At 41.0% G+C, this 20570-nt stretch carries 13 protein-coding genes; 2 read left to right on the top strand and 11 right to left on the bottom strand.

The window, feature by feature from the left end; all coding sequences use genetic code 11:
• Together PPA03S_RS26840 and PPA03S_RS26835 are read right to left on the bottom strand one after the other, a co-directional pair.
• Nucleotides 1-1461 (bottom strand): DUF8202 domain-containing protein (locus PPA03S_RS26840; protein ID WP_157284382.1); only part of this gene is annotated, 1461 nt, incomplete at its 3' end.
• A gap of 351 nt (nt 1462-1812) precedes the next feature.
• Nucleotides 1813-2949 carry a response regulator gene (locus tag PPA03S_RS26835; RefSeq protein ID WP_062327907.1) on the bottom strand — a complete coding sequence of 379 codons (1137 nt, stop codon included), beginning with the start codon at nt 2947-2949 and terminating at the stop codon, nt 1813-1815.
• Nucleotides 2950-3127: 178 nt separating this feature from the next.
• On the opposite strand from PPA03S_RS26835, the gene PPA03S_RS26830 reads away from it, so the two are divergent.
• On the top strand, nt 3128-6202 hold the full coding sequence (locus PPA03S_RS26830) for a hybrid sensor histidine kinase/response regulator (RefSeq protein ID WP_062327904.1): 3075 nt from the start codon (nt 3128-3130) through the stop codon (nt 6200-6202).
• A 134-nt stretch (nt 6203-6336) separates the two neighbouring features.
• Here PPA03S_RS26830 and PPA03S_RS26825 read toward each other — a convergent pair whose 3' ends face one another.
• The 5 genes from PPA03S_RS26825 to PPA03S_RS26800 form a co-directional block, all read right to left on the bottom strand.
• Nucleotides 6337-7842, bottom strand: a complete 1506-nt coding sequence (locus PPA03S_RS26825) for a malate:quinone oxidoreductase (protein ID WP_062327901.1) — start codon at nt 7840-7842, stop codon at nt 6337-6339.
• A 315-nt stretch (nt 7843-8157) separates the two neighbouring features.
• Complete coding sequence (locus PPA03S_RS26820; RefSeq protein ID WP_062327899.1) at nt 8158-8562, bottom strand: Imm7 family immunity protein; 405 nt, start codon at nt 8560-8562, stop codon at nt 8158-8160.
• Nucleotides 8563-8583: 21 nt separating this feature from the next.
• On the bottom strand, nt 8584-9735 hold the full coding sequence (locus PPA03S_RS26815; RefSeq protein WP_062327896.1) for a WXG100 family type VII secretion target: 1152 nt from the start codon (nt 9733-9735) through the stop codon (nt 8584-8586).
• A 222-nt stretch (nt 9736-9957) separates the two neighbouring features.
• On the bottom strand, nt 9958-10776 hold the full coding sequence (locus PPA03S_RS26810; protein WP_062327893.1) for a hypothetical protein: 819 nt from the start codon (nt 10774-10776) through the stop codon (nt 9958-9960).
• A 1276-nt stretch (nt 10777-12052) separates the two neighbouring features.
• Nucleotides 12053-12856: a DNA-binding protein gene (locus tag PPA03S_RS26800; protein ID WP_082704328.1), complete on the bottom strand. Its 804-nt coding sequence runs from the start codon at nt 12854-12856 to the stop codon at nt 12053-12055.
• Between the two features lie 315 nt (nt 12857-13171).
• Here PPA03S_RS26800 and PPA03S_RS32560 point away from each other — a divergent pair, with 315 nt between their 5' ends.
• Complete coding sequence (locus PPA03S_RS32560) at nt 13172-13432, top strand: helix-turn-helix domain-containing protein (RefSeq protein ID WP_369691094.1); 261 nt, start codon at nt 13172-13174, stop codon at nt 13430-13432.
• A gap of 50 nt (nt 13433-13482) precedes the next feature.
• Here PPA03S_RS32560 and PPA03S_RS26795 read toward each other — a convergent pair whose 3' ends face one another.
• The 4 genes from PPA03S_RS26795 to PPA03S_RS26780 form a co-directional block, all read right to left on the bottom strand.
• Nucleotides 13483-14784 carry a reverse transcriptase domain-containing protein gene (locus tag PPA03S_RS26795; RefSeq protein WP_068964255.1) on the bottom strand — a complete coding sequence of 434 codons (1302 nt, stop codon included), beginning with the start codon at nt 14782-14784 and terminating at the stop codon, nt 13483-13485.
• 309 nt (nt 14785-15093) lie between these two features.
• Nucleotides 15094-17538 (bottom strand): S8 family peptidase, encoded by a 2445-nt coding sequence (locus tag PPA03S_RS26790; RefSeq protein WP_062327884.1) that lies wholly within the window; start codon nt 17536-17538, stop codon nt 15094-15096.
• Between the two features lie 16 nt (nt 17539-17554).
• Nucleotides 17555-18499: an AAA family ATPase gene (locus tag PPA03S_RS26785; protein ID WP_062327881.1), complete on the bottom strand. Its 945-nt coding sequence runs from the start codon at nt 18497-18499 to the stop codon at nt 17555-17557.
• A gap of 211 nt (nt 18500-18710) precedes the next feature.
• A complete protein-coding gene (locus tag PPA03S_RS26780) occupies nt 18711-20405 on the bottom strand; it encodes a histidine kinase N-terminal 7TM domain-containing diguanylate cyclase (RefSeq protein ID WP_062327878.1) in 1695 nt (564 codons plus the stop codon).
• Nucleotides 20406-20570: the final 165 nt, after the last annotated feature.

Here is a 20570-nt window from a genome sequence, read left to right as displayed (position 1 = left end):
AATCTTGCCGTTGATCTCATCGGCTTTGGCTTTTAACTTCGTTTTATCAACTGCAGTTGCAATGGTAAAGTGCGAATTCGGACCAAAATTGGAGGTATTAATGGTTACTTGGCCGTTCTCAATTAAATGGATCGAGTCTTGAGCATCAAATTGCTCATCATCACTGATCACAACATATTGTGGCCGTCCCGTAGTGCCTCCCGCTTGGTCTACTTGAAGTGTAATCTGTGTATCATTCCAATTTGTTTTCTGTACTTTGTAGATACGCTCCATTAGGAGCAGGTTTTTTTCATCTTTAGTCATCGGCGTTTTGAATTCAGTATTTGCTCCATTGTCACCGAATGTAAAGAAAGAAGAATCGTTTGAAAAATCATTTTGATTCGCAGAGTTCGTATTCTCGACACTTTCGCCCAAAGCCATCGTCAATATGGAGCCATTCTCCTGTGCTTTGGCTTGTTTCTGCATCAAGCCGCTCTGATCATCTCGACCGATGCTTGTAATGCGATGAGTATAGGCTGCGTTATCATTTGAATCCCAGATCGTGGTCTTGTTTGAATCGACATATGAATTGGCTGTCGACTGATCCAGCGTATAGCCGTATTTGATCGCCAAATATGTGCTGACTTGTTGGCGTTCTTCGTCCGTAAGAGCACGATCATATACAATAATTTCTTCAATTGTACCCTGCCAATAGCTAAGTTTATTAGCTTCCGGAATAAGTTTACCGATTATAGCTCCGTCAGAGCTACCAGTATCCCATAACTTAGCATTTTCTTTTCCCCAACCCTTCAGTTCCTGTACCTGCTTCATTTTACTGTACAATCTAGCTTGGTTTGTATCCCCGTCCCCGCCCGTCCAAGTAACAAATTGCTCGTTCGGGAATGCCGTTCCTAGAAATCCTTCGGCAGTGTATAACGTTTGGTCCATGGATGTGTTAAATGGCGTCAATCCGCCCCTTGTTACATTTTGAAGCATCCCTATGCCAGAATAAGCCTCAGGATCGCTCTTTCCCCAGGAAATAATATAACTGAGGCCTGAAGCTCTATTGGTTTTGCTAACCGTAATGATCGATCTAGGGCTCTTCCCTTGTGGAAGCTTGTCTACATCCAGTTTCATAAAATTACTCGTTCCGTTATACTCCAATACCGGATTGAAGTTAATATTATGACTCTTATCATCCCAATAAGTCGGTTGATTAGCTTCTAGGTCTTGCGCTGCGTTATTTATTTTACTTCCTTGATCTTCCCAGTTACTAACCTTTTGGCCGCTGGCAACTCCCATCCCCAGATCTGATCGTAGCCATAGTGCAGGGGCACCAACTCCACCCGGACCAACAGGTGTTTCGGTAATCTCATCCGCGTGCGCCAAACTCATTGGCAACGTTCCAAGCACCAGAATAAAGGAAAGAACCAGAATGAAAAATCTTTGCCATGGTTTCTTACGGATTCCTGCTGTGTACATAGTTTACCTCCTACTTACCAACCTTATTTTTTGGCCTTACTGACTGCAATATTCCTGTGAAACTTTGCTGAGCTATTATAGTGGTACACCATTGCTAGATTGTCGAAAGTTAAACTGAGCGCTTTCTTCCAATCGGTTCAAGACCGTTCCACCTGCTGCATAACCGACAATTTAAATCCCTTTTTCCACTTCATCCTCCCCGTTGTTATTTTTGTTGTAGCCTCATGTATGGACACATATCGTTTTAATTCTACACAATGCCTCTTACCAAACTCTTACCAAGCAAATGAATATCCGCAGCCAAAGAAAAAACAGCCTCGCAGGTGAGGCTGCAAGACTGTCCAACTTCAATCAAATATTTGATTTACTCCACGCTTGGTACCAAGACTCAATTTCCCAGCCAAGACTTAAGTCAGCCTCTTGCCGTAACGCAGTAGCTAACCGGTTATATTGAGCAATCACCGGGTCTTTATTGCCTAATCGATCATATATTTTCATCAAAGCTAGGCCGACTTCCTCCAATATCGGATCGAATTGTTGTACTCGGTGATATATCGTTAGTGCTTCCGTGTCCATCCCCAGATCAACATAATATCGAGCAAGCTGCATTGCATGGTTGCGCCATAACGCATGCAAGCGCTGGCGCTCCAGCTCAGCCCATACGTAGTCGTCCTCACCAAAGTATCTGCCCTCATATTGATCCGAGATCTTCCGGTGTTCGGCGACTGTAGAGGATGATAATGGAGACACTCGATGAAGACGACCTTCCCATTCCTCCGCGTCAATCCTGAATTCTCCCGTTTCCAGTATGTAACCAAACTGTTGATAGCGAATGGATATCCTGTCCTCACCCATGATTTCATTCATCATGCTGCGCAAGCGGTGTATACCGCTATGAAGATTGGAAATGCCCCTCTTCTCATCCAGCTCTGGCCACAACAGTTCAAGGAGTAAATCCCGTTTGATTGGCTTGTTCCGATGGTGAAGCAGATAGGCAAATAACTCTCTGATTTTGGTTGTTCTGAACTTCAAATGCCTCGGCGCTTCGTTGGGAAGAAGTTGGACCTGGAGCATTCCCATACACCGGATCAACATGGACGGCTCATCTACCGAGTTCAGACTTGCTGGCATGGTTCGGCGTTGATACATCTTCATCGTTTTTTCCAAACGGTCCCGTGTGACAGGTTTCATGATATAGTCCAGCACTTCCAGCCCGTAGGCCGTTAATGCATGTTCGTTATATGCAGTGGTAAATATAATCTCGGTTCTAGGGGAAATCTCATGAATGCGTTCAGTTGCCTGGATCCCGTTCATTCCCGGCATGTTTACATCCATGAAGACGATTTCCGGCTGATGACGTTCGATATGTTCTATGGCTTCTTCTGCCGCCAGAAAAGATCCAATGACTTCGCAATCCTCTCTCTCCAGCAGAAGTTTGTTTAACCTGTTCAGAGCGAGGTATTCATCATCCACCAAAATCATTCTCATAAATCCCAACCCCTTCGGATCACTGATCTTCCTCTAAACAATAATTTTACCATAATTCCATGGGGTGAAACGCTATCATTTTGATAAAAGGCCAATGTTTAGACCTTGAATTAAATGTTCTACCTAAAGGCCCGACATGCAGGAATTTAGATGATGATGTCGAAAACTAATTGCTGCCATGAAACAAATAACTCTCAAGAAAATACCCCAATATGTCGTGCTGTCCATTCTATTTCTTACTTTTTTAACCGGGTTTCGCTGGATATGGTCCGAGACGTTTTCCATACCCGAGCATCCAAAACCGACTCAAGGTGTGCTGGATCTTCGAGGGTGGGATCTGACCCATGCTTCACCTATATCCCTCGATGGGGAATGGGAATTTATCCCGCACGCATTACTCTCTGGTCGTGAGAAAAGCGTATTAAATCAGCCGTCCACCTGGATACAAGTGCCTGGAGATTGGCGCAGTGTGTTACCATCTTCATCATCATTCGGGTATGGAACGTACCGCATTCGCATACTTCTTGATCCGTCCGTTAAGGAGATCAGCCTCTGGGCTCAGAAAATCCAGGCTGCATCCATCATAGAAATGAACGGGACCATCGTCGCCGAATTTGGTCAACCTGCCTCTCGTCCCGAAGCCTATCAACCGGAAAGGACCGCATTTACAGCCTCCTATGCCCCTAACGGGGCCAATGAGATTGAACTGCTTGTACAAACAGCTAATTTTGATGATCCTTCTAGCGGTGGGATTACACGCTCCCTCTACTTCGGTTCTCCAGAGGCGATCGCGAGCGAACGGGGATTATCCATCGATTTACAGAAAATCACCTTTGCCATACTGCTGCTGCATAGCTTGTATGCTTGTGTAATGTTCTTTTTTAACCGTAAACAACGCGCTCTGCTCACGTTCTCCCTGTTGACCCTGGCAGCGGCGATTACCGTAGCTTCCGACCATGACAGTCTTTTATTAAATTGGGCTCCGCTCAACTTTACTTGGATGGTCAAGGCCAAAGCGTTATCCTATCCCTTGTTTTCATTCTTCATGCTTCTGATGGCCAGAAGTTTCTCACATAGTTTGCGAGGTCGCAGACTTTTCCGTATCTATGCCAGCACGCTAGGTGTCTACTGTGTATTTCTGCTGATTGCACCCGTGACTCTGATCTACCAAGTTCTTGCAACCGGAATCTCTGATTTTCTATATTTGTTTGCCATTGCTTGGTCGGTGTACCTGTTCTTCAGAATGGCTGTCCGCAAAGAAAGGGATGCCAGCTTTTTGCTATTCGCGGCAACCAGTAGTTTCTCCAGTGTGTTGTGGGGATTCGTGAACTCACATAACGAAATTACCAACGTGTATTATCCCATTGATGTCATCGCGGCCATATTCGGCTTCTCGACCTACTGGTTCAAGAAATATTTCCGCAATTCCAATGAAATCGAGAAGTTATACGAACAGCTCAAAGAGGAGGATCGGCAGAAAGATCAATTTCTGGTCAATACGGCTCATGAGCTGCGTACACCGCTGCATGGCATCATTAACATTGCCGAGAGTATCGCGGTACGTGAACGGCGTGGAACAGGAGAGATGCATGCAGAAGAGATGAAACTGTTAATTACGATCGGCCGCCGAATGTCCCAATTGGTTGACGACCTGCTTGACGTGATTCGCCTGAAGGAAAAACGCATTACCCTTCAGAAAAAACCGTTGTCTCTTGCATCGGTGATCCCCGGCGTTATGGGTATGTTCAAATTTATGGCAGAGGGAAGACCTATCCAAATGAACGTGGATATCCCTGACTCGCTCCCTCTTGTTCAGGCTGACGAGAGAAGACTGGTTCAGATCCTCTACAATCTGCTGCATAATGCTCTGAAATTTACCGAAGAAGGTACTATTACCGTTTCTGTCCGAGAACGTGAAGAGTGCGTCGTGATCCTGGTTTCTGATTCCGGTGTTGGGATCAGTGAGCAGATGCAGCGACGAATATTTGATGCGTATGAACAAGGGACTCCGGAGGCTCGCTTGAGTGGAGGGATCGGCTTGGGATTAAGTATTTCCAAGCAGCTTACAGAGCTCCACGGCGGACATCTAACCGTCCAATCTGTGCTTGGGCAGGGTTCAACCTTCCAAGTCTCCCTCCCATTGGGAGATACGGCATTCCTGACTGACCAGACTGAGCAAGAATGGGATCTTCATCGCTTCGAAGAAGTTGCGGTGGCAGAGCAACAACCCATTTCTCAAGAACGAGCAGTTGCCCATATTCTCGCCGTTGATGATGATCCTGTGAATCTGCGAGTACTTATTTCCATGCTCTCGAATGAGCCCTATCATATTCAAACGGCGGCTTCAGCGCGTGAAGCCCTTGAATTGCTGGATTCCAGGCCGTGGGACTTGCTGATTGCCGATGTCATGATGCCTCATATGTCGGGCTATGAACTGACAGAGAATGTACGCAAGCGTTATTCCGTATCAGAACTTCCGATTCTGCTGCTCACGGCCCGTAACGAATCGGCCGATATTCACGCGGGATTCATGGCAGGTGCTACGGATTATGTCACCAAACCCGTGGACGCAGTTGAGCTGAAGCATCGGATCAGATCACTGGCCGTCCTGAAACAGTCTATCGATGAAAGGCTGCGGATGGAAGCTGCCTATTTGCAGGCTCAGATCCAACCCCATTTTCTATTCAATACGCTGAATTCCATCATGGCACTCAGTGATCTGGATACCGAGAGAATGCAGAAGTTAGGGGATGCCTTCATTCATTACCTGCAGACCAGTTTCCATTTCCTTAACGCTGAGAAGACAGTGGATATTGCTCATGAGATCGATCTTGCACGGACCTATGTGTACATTGAGAAAGAACGCTTTCCAGATAGACTGGAAGTGCTCTGGGACATCCCCCAGGACCTGAGCTTATCTATTCCTCCGTTAACGATTCAGCCGCTTATCGAGAATGCGGTGAGACATGGTGTTCTGAGCAAGCGTACGGGCGGGACCGTGCAGATTCGGATTATCGAACAAGATGATCAGGCCATCATTGAAGTTCAGGATGACGGCGTGGGAATGAGTCAAGCTCAGATCGATAACGCGCTGGAGTGGCCGAAGAAGAACCCTTCCGGTTCCGGGGGAGTCGGCTTGACCAATACACATCGAAGGCTTAATCAAAGATACGGTCAAGGCCTAACCATCCGCAGCAGCCCAGGGGAAGGGACGACCATCTCTTTCGTTATCCCATTCACCCCGTCGAGATGAGGGTTGCTCTACTCGAATAACAGGAGTCATTACCATTTTCACATGATCAGAGACATGTCAAAGAGCTAAGCACGGTTATAAGCCGGCTTAGCTCTTTGACATGTGTGTTAAGCAATTAACATCATGCTATTCGTTTATACAAGGGTCGCCCGCTTTTCAGCCGTAATTCCAAGCGCCTTGGCTGTTGAAGAGTGCACCTTACGCAGCAGCTCCGCATTTTCCACCAACGATTCACCATAGGAGGGAACCATTTCCTTGATCTTCGGCTCCCATGCGTCCATATGCTGCGGGAAGCACTTCTGGAGGATCTTCAACATGACGTGAACGGCGGTCGAGGCCCCCGGCGAAGCCCCGAGCAAGGCCGCAATTGAGCCATCCGCAGCCGTGACCACTTCCGTACCGAATTGCAGCGTTCCTTTGCCGCCTTGAACCGTGTCTTTGATCACCTGCACGCGCTGGCCTGCCATGACCATATCCCAATCTTCACTCTTGGCATCTGGTACAAAGTCGCGCAGCTCTTCCATCCGTTGTTCTTTGGATAACATCAGCTGTTGGATCAGGTATTTGGTCAACGAAATTTCCTTCACACCTGCCGCGAGCATCGTAAGCAGATTATGCAGCTTCACCGACGTAATCAGGTCGGCATTGGAGCCTGTCTTTAAAAATTTAGGCGAGAATCCGGCGAACGGCCCAAATAGCAGCGACTTCTGGTTTTCGATGAACCGAGTGTCCAAGTGTGGAACAGACATCGGCGGAGCACCTACTGAAGCTTTTCCATATACTTTGGCATGGTGCTGCTCCACGACTTTTGGATTTTTGCACACCATGAAGATACCGCTGACCGGGAAGCCGCCAATATGTTTCCCTTCGGGAATGCCGGATTTTTGCAGCAAATGCAAACTTCCGCCACCTGCACCGATAAAGACAAATTGCGCAGTGTGCCGTTCGACCGCACCACTGCTCAGATTTTTCACGGCTAATTCCCAAGATCCATTGCTTGTGCGTTTCATATTCTTCACGCTATGTTGGTAGTGGATATCCACGTTTTGTTTCTTTAAGTGTTCCATTAGCATACGCGTTAAAGCACCAAAGTTAACATCCGTACCGGAGTCAATTTTGGTGGCCGCGATTGGTTCATTGCCCTTGCGGTTTTTCATCATCAGCGGAATCCATTCCGCCAATTTTTTCTTATCATCGGAGAATTCCATACCCTGAAACAGCGGATGCTTTGATAATGCTTCAAATCGTCTTTTCAAAAACAGGACGTTGCTCTCTCCATGCACATAACTTAGATGTGGAAGCGGCATAATGAAGTCCTGCGGATTACGAATCAGATTGCTATTGACGAGATAGGCCCAAAATTGTCTGGAGATTTGAAATTGTTCATTTACCTGGATGGCTTTGCTAATATCTACAGTTCCGTCTGCTCGTTCAACGGTATAGTTAAGTTCACACAATGCAGAATGCCCAGTTCCGGCATTATTCCATTCGTTCGAGCTTTCCTCTCCTGCACTGGCGAGTTTCTCGAAAACCTTAATATTCCAGTTTGGCGCCAATTCTTTCAGTAAGGTTCCCAAAGTTGCACTCATAATTCCGGCACCAATCAAGATAACATCTGTACTCGTTTGTCCCTGGCTCATGTCTACCGTCCTTATATCCTATATTTGCCAAAAGGATGTAAGCGTTATCGATTTGGCATTTGCAGCAAGCCCCATTCTTGAACAGGCCCGCCCCTTCTCTGAATGAATAACCTTGATCTAGTGTATCAATAATATGGGTCAATTTAAATATGCAATTTGAAGATATTTGCTATTCCATCAGTATACGCTAGTTTATGTCAGATAGATAACCCGGTTATAGGGCTGAAAGATTAATTTGTTCAATAAAAAGAGACATTTCTGGTTGCATAACCTGAATTGTCTCTGAAAGTTGGTTTTTGGGTCTTAAATTTATATCTACTCTTCGTAGTCATCCTCTATTTTGGGTATAAATGGCGAGAGGAAAGGGTCATGATGCTCCTCAATCTCCCCCCGAATTAACGAGTACACCTTAAATTGATTGGATAATTCCAAATCATCGCTATCTCTTACATAAAGAACGCCATAAGAACCAGGAGCTATTTTCCCTACCTTTTTCAACACTTCGGTTGGATCATACTTTGATGCAGGCTTGTGATTATTGAGACCCGCTATCCAAAGTTGAAAATCACCATTTACTGCTCTTAAGTCCAAAACGCCTGAAGGCCAATCTAACTCTTGCACATATTCTTTAAGCTGTTGAATAACCAAGTCATATTGATCCTCATCTTCTTCAAACGAGGCACTCTCTCTAATTGTTGCCCATCCATGATACTCGTACATATTCTATCCATCCTCTCATAATTAAAGGGGCTTAGTATCAATGATTATTTCTACTTTGTATCTATCAGCATATTCATTTAATTGTCTTATCACTCTATCGTCGGGTTTACCCTCAAAATGAAAATAAGCTTTTCTCCCTGTCTCAATGGCCGCTTCTATTGTAGCTTTAGCCTGTTTTCTAAATTGTTTATCTAAACTATTTAATGGTGGCTTCGTTTGAGCAATATACTGATCACTTACTGTGTCAAATTCACGCCCATTAGGATCATTATTAAATTTAACTCTAGACTCACCACCCAGTTTTTCTGCTAACATATCAGCTGCTTTATCTTCTTTTGGAACCTTAACTAATCCACCAGAGTATTGTCCAGTGTTTGTTGCTATGGATTTGCTCTGTATATCAGATAATTTCACTTTTGTCGTCTCTGCTTTTGATTCAGCCTTCTTTATATTATCCTTAATTTTTGCTGCCAACCCGGATGACGACGTTCTAAACGGTCCTGAACGTCCTGGAAAGCTCCCACGAACCATCTGAATTGCCATAAACACTTGGGCAAATTTTAGAGAGGTAACCATGGTTTGAGCATAAGAATCTGAGACGGATTCTCCTGTATAGGGATGTATTCCATTCTGAAATGCCTTGATCTGTAGTGTGAATATATCCTCCCCAGGTGGTTCAACATTCACAGCTTGCATACGATTTACATCAAGATTACCTTTATCCCTCTCATAAGCCTGAAGGGCAGCCTGATCCGTTACACCCTTCTCGTTCACAGGGAGCCACGCGTGCAGTGCAGAATTATATGCCATCCGATAGCCCTTATCACCCGAGCTCGAATCACCTGCTGATTTGGTCATCATAGCTGCGGCACCGACAGCTCCAGTTGCACCCCCCAGACTTACCAACTGAGCATCTGCCTCCTGGAAGCGCGTGGCAATGTCCTTCAATTCCTTGGATGTATTCACCATACTCTCCAGCGCTCTATCCAGTATAGGGCGGGATTGCTCAAACTCATAGTAAAACCGCTCCTGCGTCGCACCCATCCACATCGTCTGAATGAACATGATCTGTCTCGTCAGATCACCACGTATATGCTCCAACTGTTGTCTGGCCTGATCCACCTGATTCGATACGTGATGCAGCTGCTCAGGGGTAACTTTGATTGTACTCATACGCTTCTCCGCTCATTTAAAATAGGATTATCCTATGTTAGCAGAAGTTTGTAATACAGACCATCCGGCTAACATCCTGATTTGATACATCGAATATTTTCATCAATACTCGCCATTGGTGCTATGGCCCTATATTCTTATACAAAGTTCAAGATGCTTAAAAAACCTATTAAGTATAGTTGCGCATTGGCTATCTTAATACTGTCATTGATATCGAGAACACTAAGAGTTTTTTAAAAATTTTTTTCTGAAATAACAAAGGTAAAGGGTAAATAATAAAAATATTACTAAAACTACATACCACTCTCTTGTAAAGATAAATACTATCGGGATGAAAAAAAATATAATTAAAAATATCCAATTATATATCTTATGAATAAATCTCTTTTTTATAAATCCTTCACTAATAATTGCGAATAAGATAATAAAATATATGTAGAGATCTAATGATAGTAAAAATACCTTAATACCTTCTATGGCTGTTGATGCTGTAATAAGAGATAAAATAAAGTGAAAAACTATAATCAATAATATAAAATTAAGATATGCATGAAAGAATGGAATAACAAATGGTGCGATCTTAGCTTTCACAAAGCTTTCAATAGTTACCATAAGGTCACCACTACTATCACTTGTGATTAACGGGTTAATTTGTTCACTCTTTAAAAACGAAATTTCTTTTTGAAGTTCTTTTCGAAAATTCATCATTGCGGCCCTCTGATCTATCTGATTATCTTCTTCTCTAAGCCTATTAAAGGTTTCAACCAACCTGTTTGGAAACAATACTGTGGCTTTTGAGATTTTCTCCACGGCATGATAAAAATCTGTTTTTCTTTGTACATATTTGTACACTTCTATTTCCGCTTCTGTATAGATCTCTAGTGCTTTCTCAAAGCGTTGTTGGTCTAATTTACTACTTTCTAGATAATGCGCTCTCAACTCTTTGTACATCCAAAATAAAAGAATAATAATAACAATTACCAATAAAGACACTCCATCATTTGGGATTAACCCCTTAATAAATTCTAAAAAATAATTCATATATACCTCCTATGGTATTTTGTTAATAATACTTACCTAATATACGTCGGAAGAAATTCCTTTAGCTATTAGTAAAGTCTCAGCATATCTGCCTCTTAAGCCACCTTTATCCCCTCTCCTAAAGGGCTAAAACACCTCGGATAACTTTTTATATGATAATACCCTTTGCTACAATTACCTACATGGAAGATTGAAATGGAACTATGTGTGGTAATAGAGATACCCGAGGACAGGCAGAGAAGCAGATTGCAGCTGAGTTCGATAAAATGAAGCAAGGAGGCAAAGCGGAGTACAGGTCGGGATTAAGTTCATCGATGGCAAACAACATCACTCGCCTCATACGGGATAGTAAGAAAGTAGATCAGAATAAAAACCAAAACATGTTCAATATGGCAAAGACTTTGGCAAAATGGGAACCTACGTGGATAATCCAAGTATTAAAGTTAACTTGAGTGAGTTTGCTGTACATTGTTTCTCCGAAGTGAAGAAACGTTGCGTAAATCAGGATATAGTTGATGATTGAGTTAAGAAAGGAAAAGCGTTATCCCAAAATGAAGGCATTAAATATGCCTTTATAAAAAGAGAAGGCGTAGCACGGAGGGCAAATCGGTTCCTACATAGGTTGAAGATAATTTTGATGAAAGCATGACAGAAATAGTGTTGAAAAACTATATGGTAACTAAGAGGTGATACACGTTTAGTCAAAAAATAATACGAAGTATTCAATTCCAATTAAACAAAAAAGAGGGGGTAGCCGGCCGGACTACTCCCTCTTTTTGTGCGCTTATTGCAAGAGTCTTTGGATCAGAATAATCAGTGTTCCTGCTGTTACTCCAACCGCCACCCCAATGAGTTTATTGCTCTACAAGATCACGCAACCTACCTTTGTTCTTTCTCTTTTTTCTCACACGTTACCTCCGTGAGGTACGTACCGAGACTAGGCAGAACATAATTACCTACTTCATCTTTCGCAGATAGAAGTATCCACAAATTTTTCTTTTTTAACTCCGATTAATTTTCTTTTTTAATTCCAATTGATTTTCTTTTAGATTCATAATAAATTTCTTTTCGCTCCCCCGAGGGGCGATTTTTAATGGACTCAGTGCTAAAGTGAGCCATTCTCCTTATAACGCTGCTCTTTTAGCCTACGGAACTTACCGTAGTTTAGTATGGGTTATTAACCCATCACCATTATATTTCTTTTAATCCCAAACTGCAATTTATTCCAAATGAGTTTCTGCTCCGAGGCATAGCTATCTTTGACCAACCGCTAAAATCAACCCATCTCCTCCAAAAACGCCCGATACCGCCCAATCTGCTCCTCCGTCGCATCTTCCCGCAACGATTCTAATAGTGCCGCACATTTTTTAAAATACCTACTCATCTCAAGCTCATCCGCTAACCTGAGTGCCTGTAAAATGAACTCCACCGCTTTCTTTTGCCTTCCCATCCATTGTTCGTATAAAGCCCGGTGGTAACAGTAATGGTACATATCACCGTTGTTTGAAGAATCTATTTCTGTGCCAACGCCCTGAGCCAGACTCGCAAACATATGTAAAACTCGATCAATCTGCCAACGATACCGGACCGCCGCCTCCACAATCGTTCTCAGACCTGCTATACATTCCTCCGGATGCTCTAGCAGAAAATTCACATACTGCTCCAGCATCTCTGCATGCCCCGCTTCAATCTCCAGCGCATATCGATTCACCTGTGCTTTATATCTGAACTCCTGCACCACCTGCACACCCGCCTCATCCAATTCCTCCATCCACCCCAGCTCTGCATACTGGTCGATACATGACCGCGCCTGATCCACCTGTCCCATCTTCTGGTGAGCCATCCCTCGCATCATGTGACTGAACCCGTAATAATAGACCAAAGGCCGATCGGTATGGATATACGGTAAAGGCAAACCCCTCGCTTGATGCTCCTGTCGCTCTTCCTGGATGCACTGTACACATTGATACAACATGTCCGCCCTCTCTATCACCTTGTTCCAATTTTCAAAAGCCACAGCCATGTCCAACATTTCAACAATAATGTCCGGTTTGAGTGATTTTAGGAAAGATTTCCGCAAAGATAATCCTCCTTTTATATAGGTATAGGAGTCTACTATCTAATCAAGCCTTTAAGATTATATAGAAAGGCATGATATTTTTTTCTTTTAGAAACTCCAAAGAAGTAGTACAATAAAATAAATATAGTACTTATACGAAGTTTTTTCAATACATTTTACCGCCTTTATGTCTCTGCTAAATACATCGATACTCTCCTAACCTTTAGGAGAGGTGGTTATTATGACAAAATTACGAAATACGGTAGGAGAACGGATAAGAGCAATTCGAAAAGTAAAGGGCCTCTGACTCAACAACAACTCGCTGAACTTTCGGGATTGGATGATGCATATATTGGGTCTGTTGAACGAGGAGAAAGGAATTTTTCAATTGATACACTTGAAAAGATTCTTAAAGGTTTGAACACTCCTGCAAATGATTTATTCTATGATTCAGATTCAACTAATCATAAGAGTGATTTTGTTCACTCAAGACGTGAAGCTATTGATGAATATAGTGTTATACTTAGTCAACTCAATGTTAAGCAGCATACTGCATTGAGAAGGATACTAAATGAGATAAAGGATGCCTTGTTATAAATTAAAGAGGACACCATCTAAGGTGCCCATTTAAACTTAAACTAAGTTACTCATACTTTGATTAGTCGTTTCTGAATTTTGTTCCAGTGGCGCTTTATTTGCTTATAAATAAGACTATTAATGTTTTTATTCTTCTCAAACTCAAAATGAGCTTTTTTAGCATAAGAAATAAAATTCCCGTACCCTTTATAATTTCTTCCCAAATGAGTATATAAAGAGTAAAGTTTCTTTCGACCTACATTTTTTCCTCTTTTTATACTCTCTTTATTTATTATCTCAATTTTCCGATAAGCTCTATGGTAATATTTGTATAAGCTTTTTTCTCTTAAAGATACATTTACCCCATCGAAAGCAAAACCAAGGTAATCTAAAAGTCCTTTTTCTGTTCCATCCAATTCTTGATAAACTTTTTTATCATAATAATACATACACGAAGTTTTGTTTGCACCCATCTCAATCTTATTATCTTCGACAACCTTTTTTATATAGGTTTCGTAGTCTTCATTATTAACAATTGAGTTATCATCAATTGGAATAACAACAATTATATCATCGCTATACCTCCTATATATCCCCCCTCTGATTGATGCAAAATGATTCAACTTTTGGTCAATTTCATACGCATAAATATTTGCTAAAACTGCACTTATAGCAGTTCCTTGTGGTATACCCTTTTTTGTTTCATTCTTATATATTTTCACTCTTTTCCTAAACTCTCTAAATTCTTGTGGTGTATAATATCGCTCCTTTGAGCCTTTTTTTCGATCTGATTTACCTAAATCTCTTTCTATATCGTACTTCTCAACCCAACTGTATCGTGTAACATGCTTATAAACATTCCACCAATCAGTGGACAATTGCTCCCCTCTTCCAATTACACTAATCAATCGTTCTTTGAGTAAAGCATGATCCAAGTTATCAAAGTAACTTGAAAAATCGGACACAAATATAAAAGCCTTTTTTTGATTAGTTATAAATTGTATTACTTCTGCTGCAAAGTGTATGTTGCTTTTTCCATTTTTATTATTCCTGTAGGCTAAAGAAACTTCATTAAGACCTTTTTCTTCGCAAAATTTATTATATATATTGTTTAGCATTTCTCCATAATATTTAAATATGTATCCATCCATATGTGCAGCATAAAATATCTCTCTATTTTTAGGTCTTAATTTAGCTTTGTTTTTGTTATATTTCCTTGTCACTAATGTGTAATGTATAAACGGATAAAAACTATGGGAGGTAATGTAAGAGGGATTCTTGAGGTTGTTATTCACAGTCTTTGATACCAGTATTGGCTTGTCAAAATGTGGAAACGGCTTTGCTTCAAATTTTATAAGTTTTGCTTTTTTCATATTTTTTGAGTGAGCTTTAAGGGCCATTTCACTGCAGCTGTTAGACCCTTAAAGCTTTAACCCTTTCCCAAGGCTGCGTTTCATTAAACAGTTATACTATAATTGAGATAATAGCAATGTGGACTGGAGATGATTTAGATATGATAACTTTAGTTATTGCAATCCTATCAACTATTTGGCAAGTATACAGATCTGACTCTGATTACCTTGACAAGAACTCATCCACTTCCCTAAAGCTCTAATGCTATAGGCTACTCTATTTTAAGTCATTCACAAGGCATTTTCAACCAATTTCACTCGATAGACATTCTAATTATTATTAATTAAAACCTGGCTGTTAAGTTTCGTAGCTACCTCTATTGGAGTATACAGATCAACATCTGATGCCTGAGTTGATAGAGTTACAATCAGGGTATATCTAACTTCTTTATCCCAACAATTCAACCAAGGTCTTTTACTCCACCATCCACTTATCGGATAAACCCCGATCATATTGCTGGTTGCAAGCTCAGAAGCTGTAGTTTCCCATATGTCACTATGAATAGAACCTTTATTCCGAGTGTTTGGTCCTAAAGTCCAATCTATATTACTTGATTGAGTGTTTCCATCTTCCTCATCTCTAGCCGCTTCATTTATACGCTTTATAAATTGTGATTCTGTAGCTGAACCATTCATATCAAACCTTAACCCGTAAGAGGCATAAGAATATCTACTTTTCCAGCCTACTTCACCAGGGCTAGGTTCAATAAAATAGGATAAGGTTATTCTCAACTTTACATCTAATTCTCCTAGAGATAGAAGAACCTCTTTGGGCCATGGAAGTTTGTGTAAATGCATTTCATTTAAAGCAATTGACGATTTATTTTTCTTAAAGGGATTTATTTTAGATTGCAATACCATACTCACATTATTCTTTAAACAAAACAATGCCTGATCAAGGTCTGGAACTCCATAGCCACACATTCTAGCCAGATCATGATAATGTTTTTTTCCATTTCCAAGTAAAAATTGCTTTTTCAGCTCATCCGTCCATTCAGCAGAGTGAACTAATAATCCTCGTATAGTCTCTGGCCAAGCTTGTGGATATTTAGATTGTATTTGTGCAGCCATCCATGATGCTTTAGCTGTTGCTGCACTCGTAGCATTAAAAGTTGTAAATTGTTCACTTTGTAGTCTATGGGATGTTGTTAACAGACTATGATTATTGTCTGTCCAAGCCCCAAATGAATCAACTATTAAATTTCCTCCTTCTAATACTACCTCAGGCTTAATGGGCCATTTATTCTTATCCCAACTAAAGGAGGTAGTACTGTGAGGTGATAATCCACCTTTAGGAGCTAAGGGTATATAATTTTCGTAAGGCTCATGTATGTCCGTGTATGCACCAACAGTCAATGAATTCCATGACTGCCCAGGATTCTGTACCACGCTAGTATAATTACTATCCGGGTAGTCTTCTTTTTTGTTTATCTCGTTATTCCCAGCAGAAACTATAAAAATTTTATGTATTTCATCAAGATTGCCAAATGTTAACTCGTCTAAAGAGGCAGACCATGATGATGGTCTACCATCATCTGTTTGATAATGTGGAGCCGTCACTGCCATACAAATTATTCTCTGTCTTTCGGGGTAATTAATAATTGCGTTACTTATTATTTGTTTAGTAATGTCTCCATATAACTCAGGTGGATTCTGACCATTATCAGGTATGATTTTTAAAGATTCAATTCTATGAGATATTTCTACGTTATCTGAACTTGATAAGGCTTCTTTTAGATCCCCATACGCAACTACACCACTCATCATTGTACCATGTCCTGCTTCATCTGATACTGACCAGCTCGTGTTATATCTGTAACAATCATTATCATTTAATAATGGACTTAATAGTGTATGTCCGTTATTAACTCCCGTATCAATAACACTTACAAATATGTTAGTATCCTCACTTACGTTTAAGCGCTCAACAAGGTTGGATGACCATTCAACTTGGTCTTTATTTTCTAAATCTACGAAAAAGGCAACTGCTTCTGAAGCTCTTCTCATCTCAGCAATATTACCATTACCCATTAGTAACTCGTGTAAATTTTTCCTATTTGCTTTAATCATAAGTACCCTGCGCTCAGGAAAGTTGATGTAGTTATTTTTCATTTCTAATCTAAGAATATCTCTGGCTAAGAGTAGAAATTCCTCATAAATATCATCACTGTTACTACTAAGCCAAATTTCACACCATACGCTCTCATCCTGGGGTATCCATTTCTTCTCACTTACTCCCCAGAAGGATTCTAAGAAAGCCTCATTTATATTTTCTATCCCATCAATCAATGCTGCGTTTTTTGGCTTTCCAGTATTAGTATCTTCCGTCATATATTTTTGTAGTTTATTCAAAAATATATTTCGTTTATCTTTTGGGATAAACACTGTTGCTAACCTTTCAACTTTTTCCCCTACTTTTTGCTCCCTAATATTTAATAATTTAATACCATCTTTTCTACTTTCGAGACTTTCAAATTTTATGTCGTAACCTGGTAAATTTTTAAATTCAGCATACACTCCATTTTTTGAGGATGTTGCAACTGAACTTACTGATTCGGTAGTGTTAACCCACAAATTCTCAAACTGTTTTTGTAGTTTTCTACTATGTGTCAATCTATCTCTTTGAGGAAACTTTGAACCACCCTGACCTTTTCCTTTATAATTATGAGCTTCCGCTGTGTTAAGAAAGAAATGCGAGAAAAATTGATTAGCCATGTCTCTTTCCCCCTCTTTATCTAATTTTCTCTTTTATCATCTTTTTAAGTTGCTCAACATCTACTAGCTTTTTATCGGACATAATCGCTTCTTTAATAGCATCATCACAAGCCTTTGTTAAATCTGCATGACTTAAAGTTTTACTAAGCGTCAAAATACTATCCATATCAGCATTGATAGGAGCAAACTGTCCAAGTCTATTAAAAATTAGATCTGGTATTTGGCTTTCATGTGGTAGCGTGTAATTCAATACATCGTCAAATCTTCTGAATAACGCGGGGTCTAAAAGCTGGGGATTGTTAGTTGCTGCTATAATTAAGCTTTCCGAACTATCCTGTTCAATAAACTGCAAAAACAAATTTAAAATCCGTCTAATTTCTCCAACATCATTATCTTTGCTTCTATCTGTTCCTATCGCATCAAATTCATCAAACAAATATACTGCTTGATTTTCCCGAATAGCATCGAATACTATTCTCAGCTTAGTTCCTGTCTCCCCCATATATTTTGTCATTAACTTATCCATTTTTATAGTACACAATGGAAGCCCTAACTCACAGGCAACTATAGAGGCTGTAAGAGTTTTACCTGTCCCTGGCTGCCCCTCTAATAGTATTTTCCTTCTATTGTTCAAACCAAATTTCTTTAATTTATCTCTTTTTCTATACTCGTTTAGCACACGATTAATTCTTTCCTTTATTTCATTCGTAACAATTAGCTCTGTCAATTTGCTGTAACTAATTGTTATATCGATTAATTCACTGATATCTTTATTAAATTGAATCAATTTAGTATCGTTATCTATTTTAGAATTTAAAATACTTCTGAGTTCTCTTGCAAATGAAGTATGACCTAATTTTGCTTCATGTGCAGCTAATTGCAGAACTATAGTTTTGAATCTATCGTCATTCTTTGAGACATGTGCTTCAATTAGCATCTTGATTTGATTTGCAGTTGCCACAATATTCAACTCCTTTCTCATGAAATTTTCATTTAAGATAAAGTTAATTACTATCCCCTTCTACAATTATAGGATGTAAACTTCAATAGTGCTATAGCCAGGATTGTCCATTACACTAGAAAGTCAATATGTTTATAAGAAAATTTTAGTTTTACATTATAAAGAGTTTTTACTAAGTTCTCTTTCCAATATTATTGGTAAACCAACACCTTTACAAAACCACCTGCTCAAACTCCGCAAACTCAATCCGATTACGCCCATTCTGCTTCGCCTGGTACAACGCCTTGTCTACCGTAGCAAACAACTGGATCAAGTACCCCTCCGGATTGTCCGGTACATGCTCGTACTCAAAATCCTCAATAGACAGAATGCCTATGCTGATTGTAATGGACACCTGCTCGATCTCGTGATCCACCACAATGAGGTTCGACTCCACCGCTAATCTCACACGTTCCGCTATTTGTTGGGCCAGCTCGCGTTCAGTATGCGGAAGGTAGATCATAAATTCCTCCCCGCCATATCGGGTTAGAATATCGGTGCTTCGAATGGATTCTTTGACGGCCTGAGCCGTGCGATGCAGTACTTCATCCCCGATGACATGTCCGTAGCGATCATTGATCTCTTTGAAGTAATCAATATCCAGGAGTATGAGTGAGAACGGCGTTTTGTATTGAATATTGGTAATGACCTCGTGATTCAGATGTTGGGTCAGATAACGGCGGTTATAACAGTCGGTTAGGCTGTCCGTCAGGGCGAGTTCTTCCAATTTGCGATTGGCCTCGGACAACTCCTGACGTATCAAGTCTAGCGCCTGATTTCGCTCCTGTAGCGTTACGTTCTGGCGATTCATCTCTTTTACATAGAAGCGCTCTTGAGAGACATCCTGGAACGTTAGAATATGACCCATGGGTTTACGAGAAGAATCCACAATCGGAGACGATTGGAGGATATAATGACGGATATCATCCCGCTCCACGATCACTTCAATTTGAGACAAGATGTTCTCTTTCTGTTTATATTCATCCATAAACTTCTGGCGGCTGCCCTCTACACGAACATAACCCAGAAATGCCTCCATATCAAAAGTATCCCCTACATGCAGATCCATGAAGGATCTGGAGGCTTTGTTCAATTCAATAATCATCTCATTCTCATCTAGTACAAGGATGCCGTAAGGAATGGTATTGATCACATCCTCATGAGCGATGGAAACCAGATCGAACACATTGTATCTTTTAATGACATAGACAAAAAAGAGATCAGACAGGAAAATCCCCAGCGACGTCAGTCCGGGAATGATGAACGGTAAATACGCTCTTAGAACCACATTAAGCAGAGCATCGATTGTTGCAAAAGCAGCCAGCACGAATATGCCCCATAGCGTAACTTTCACCTGTTTTTTAATCATGGAGGACGTTCGAGAAGAATAAAATGCTTTGAATAAAATAAAGAGGGACGTTACAAAGTAACTCACGAGTATAGCCATGACAACCCAGAACCAGGGTCCGTATGCCCGCTCAACATAACCGCCTTCCAGCGGAATGACGAATTCGTTCCACGGATTGGCGACCACACCTATAGCCCCAATCACCGCAGGGACAAACAGCAGAAAAGCACCTTTTGTATTCAAGCGCTCCGCATATCCGGAAATGAAGAGGGTCAATAGCAGCCAACCGCTCCCGAGCAAGGAAACCGCGACAAAAGATAACGTAACATAGAACAGCTGCAAGCCAGGATCATCCGTGAGCGTACTCGCAAATTGACAGAATGGCCAGAGCATCATCAACCCATGAAACAAAAAGTAAACCTTATGTAAGTTCGTAATTCTAACCGTAGCAAAAACATATACGTATACACCGAACAATAGGACGAATAGAAAGAGATCATACCATACTAATGGGCTCACGAATCTTCTCCTTTTTGCATGCGACAACTATAATGTCAATGGATTAGCATACTCCTTAATTGTTAAATGAACCTTCAAAAAAACGTTTAAAAGGTGTCTCTTCATTACTGCTATAGGTTAAATTAACCACATCTTATCACACCGCTAATGGAGTGAGTAGCCCAT

The organism is Paenibacillus pabuli NBRC 13638, from assembly GCF_001514495.1.
GTDB lineage: Bacteria > Bacillota > Bacilli > Paenibacillales > Paenibacillaceae > Paenibacillus > Paenibacillus pabuli.
Note: the sequence above shows the minus strand (reverse complement) of the source record. Positions and strands in the feature narration are given on the sequence as shown.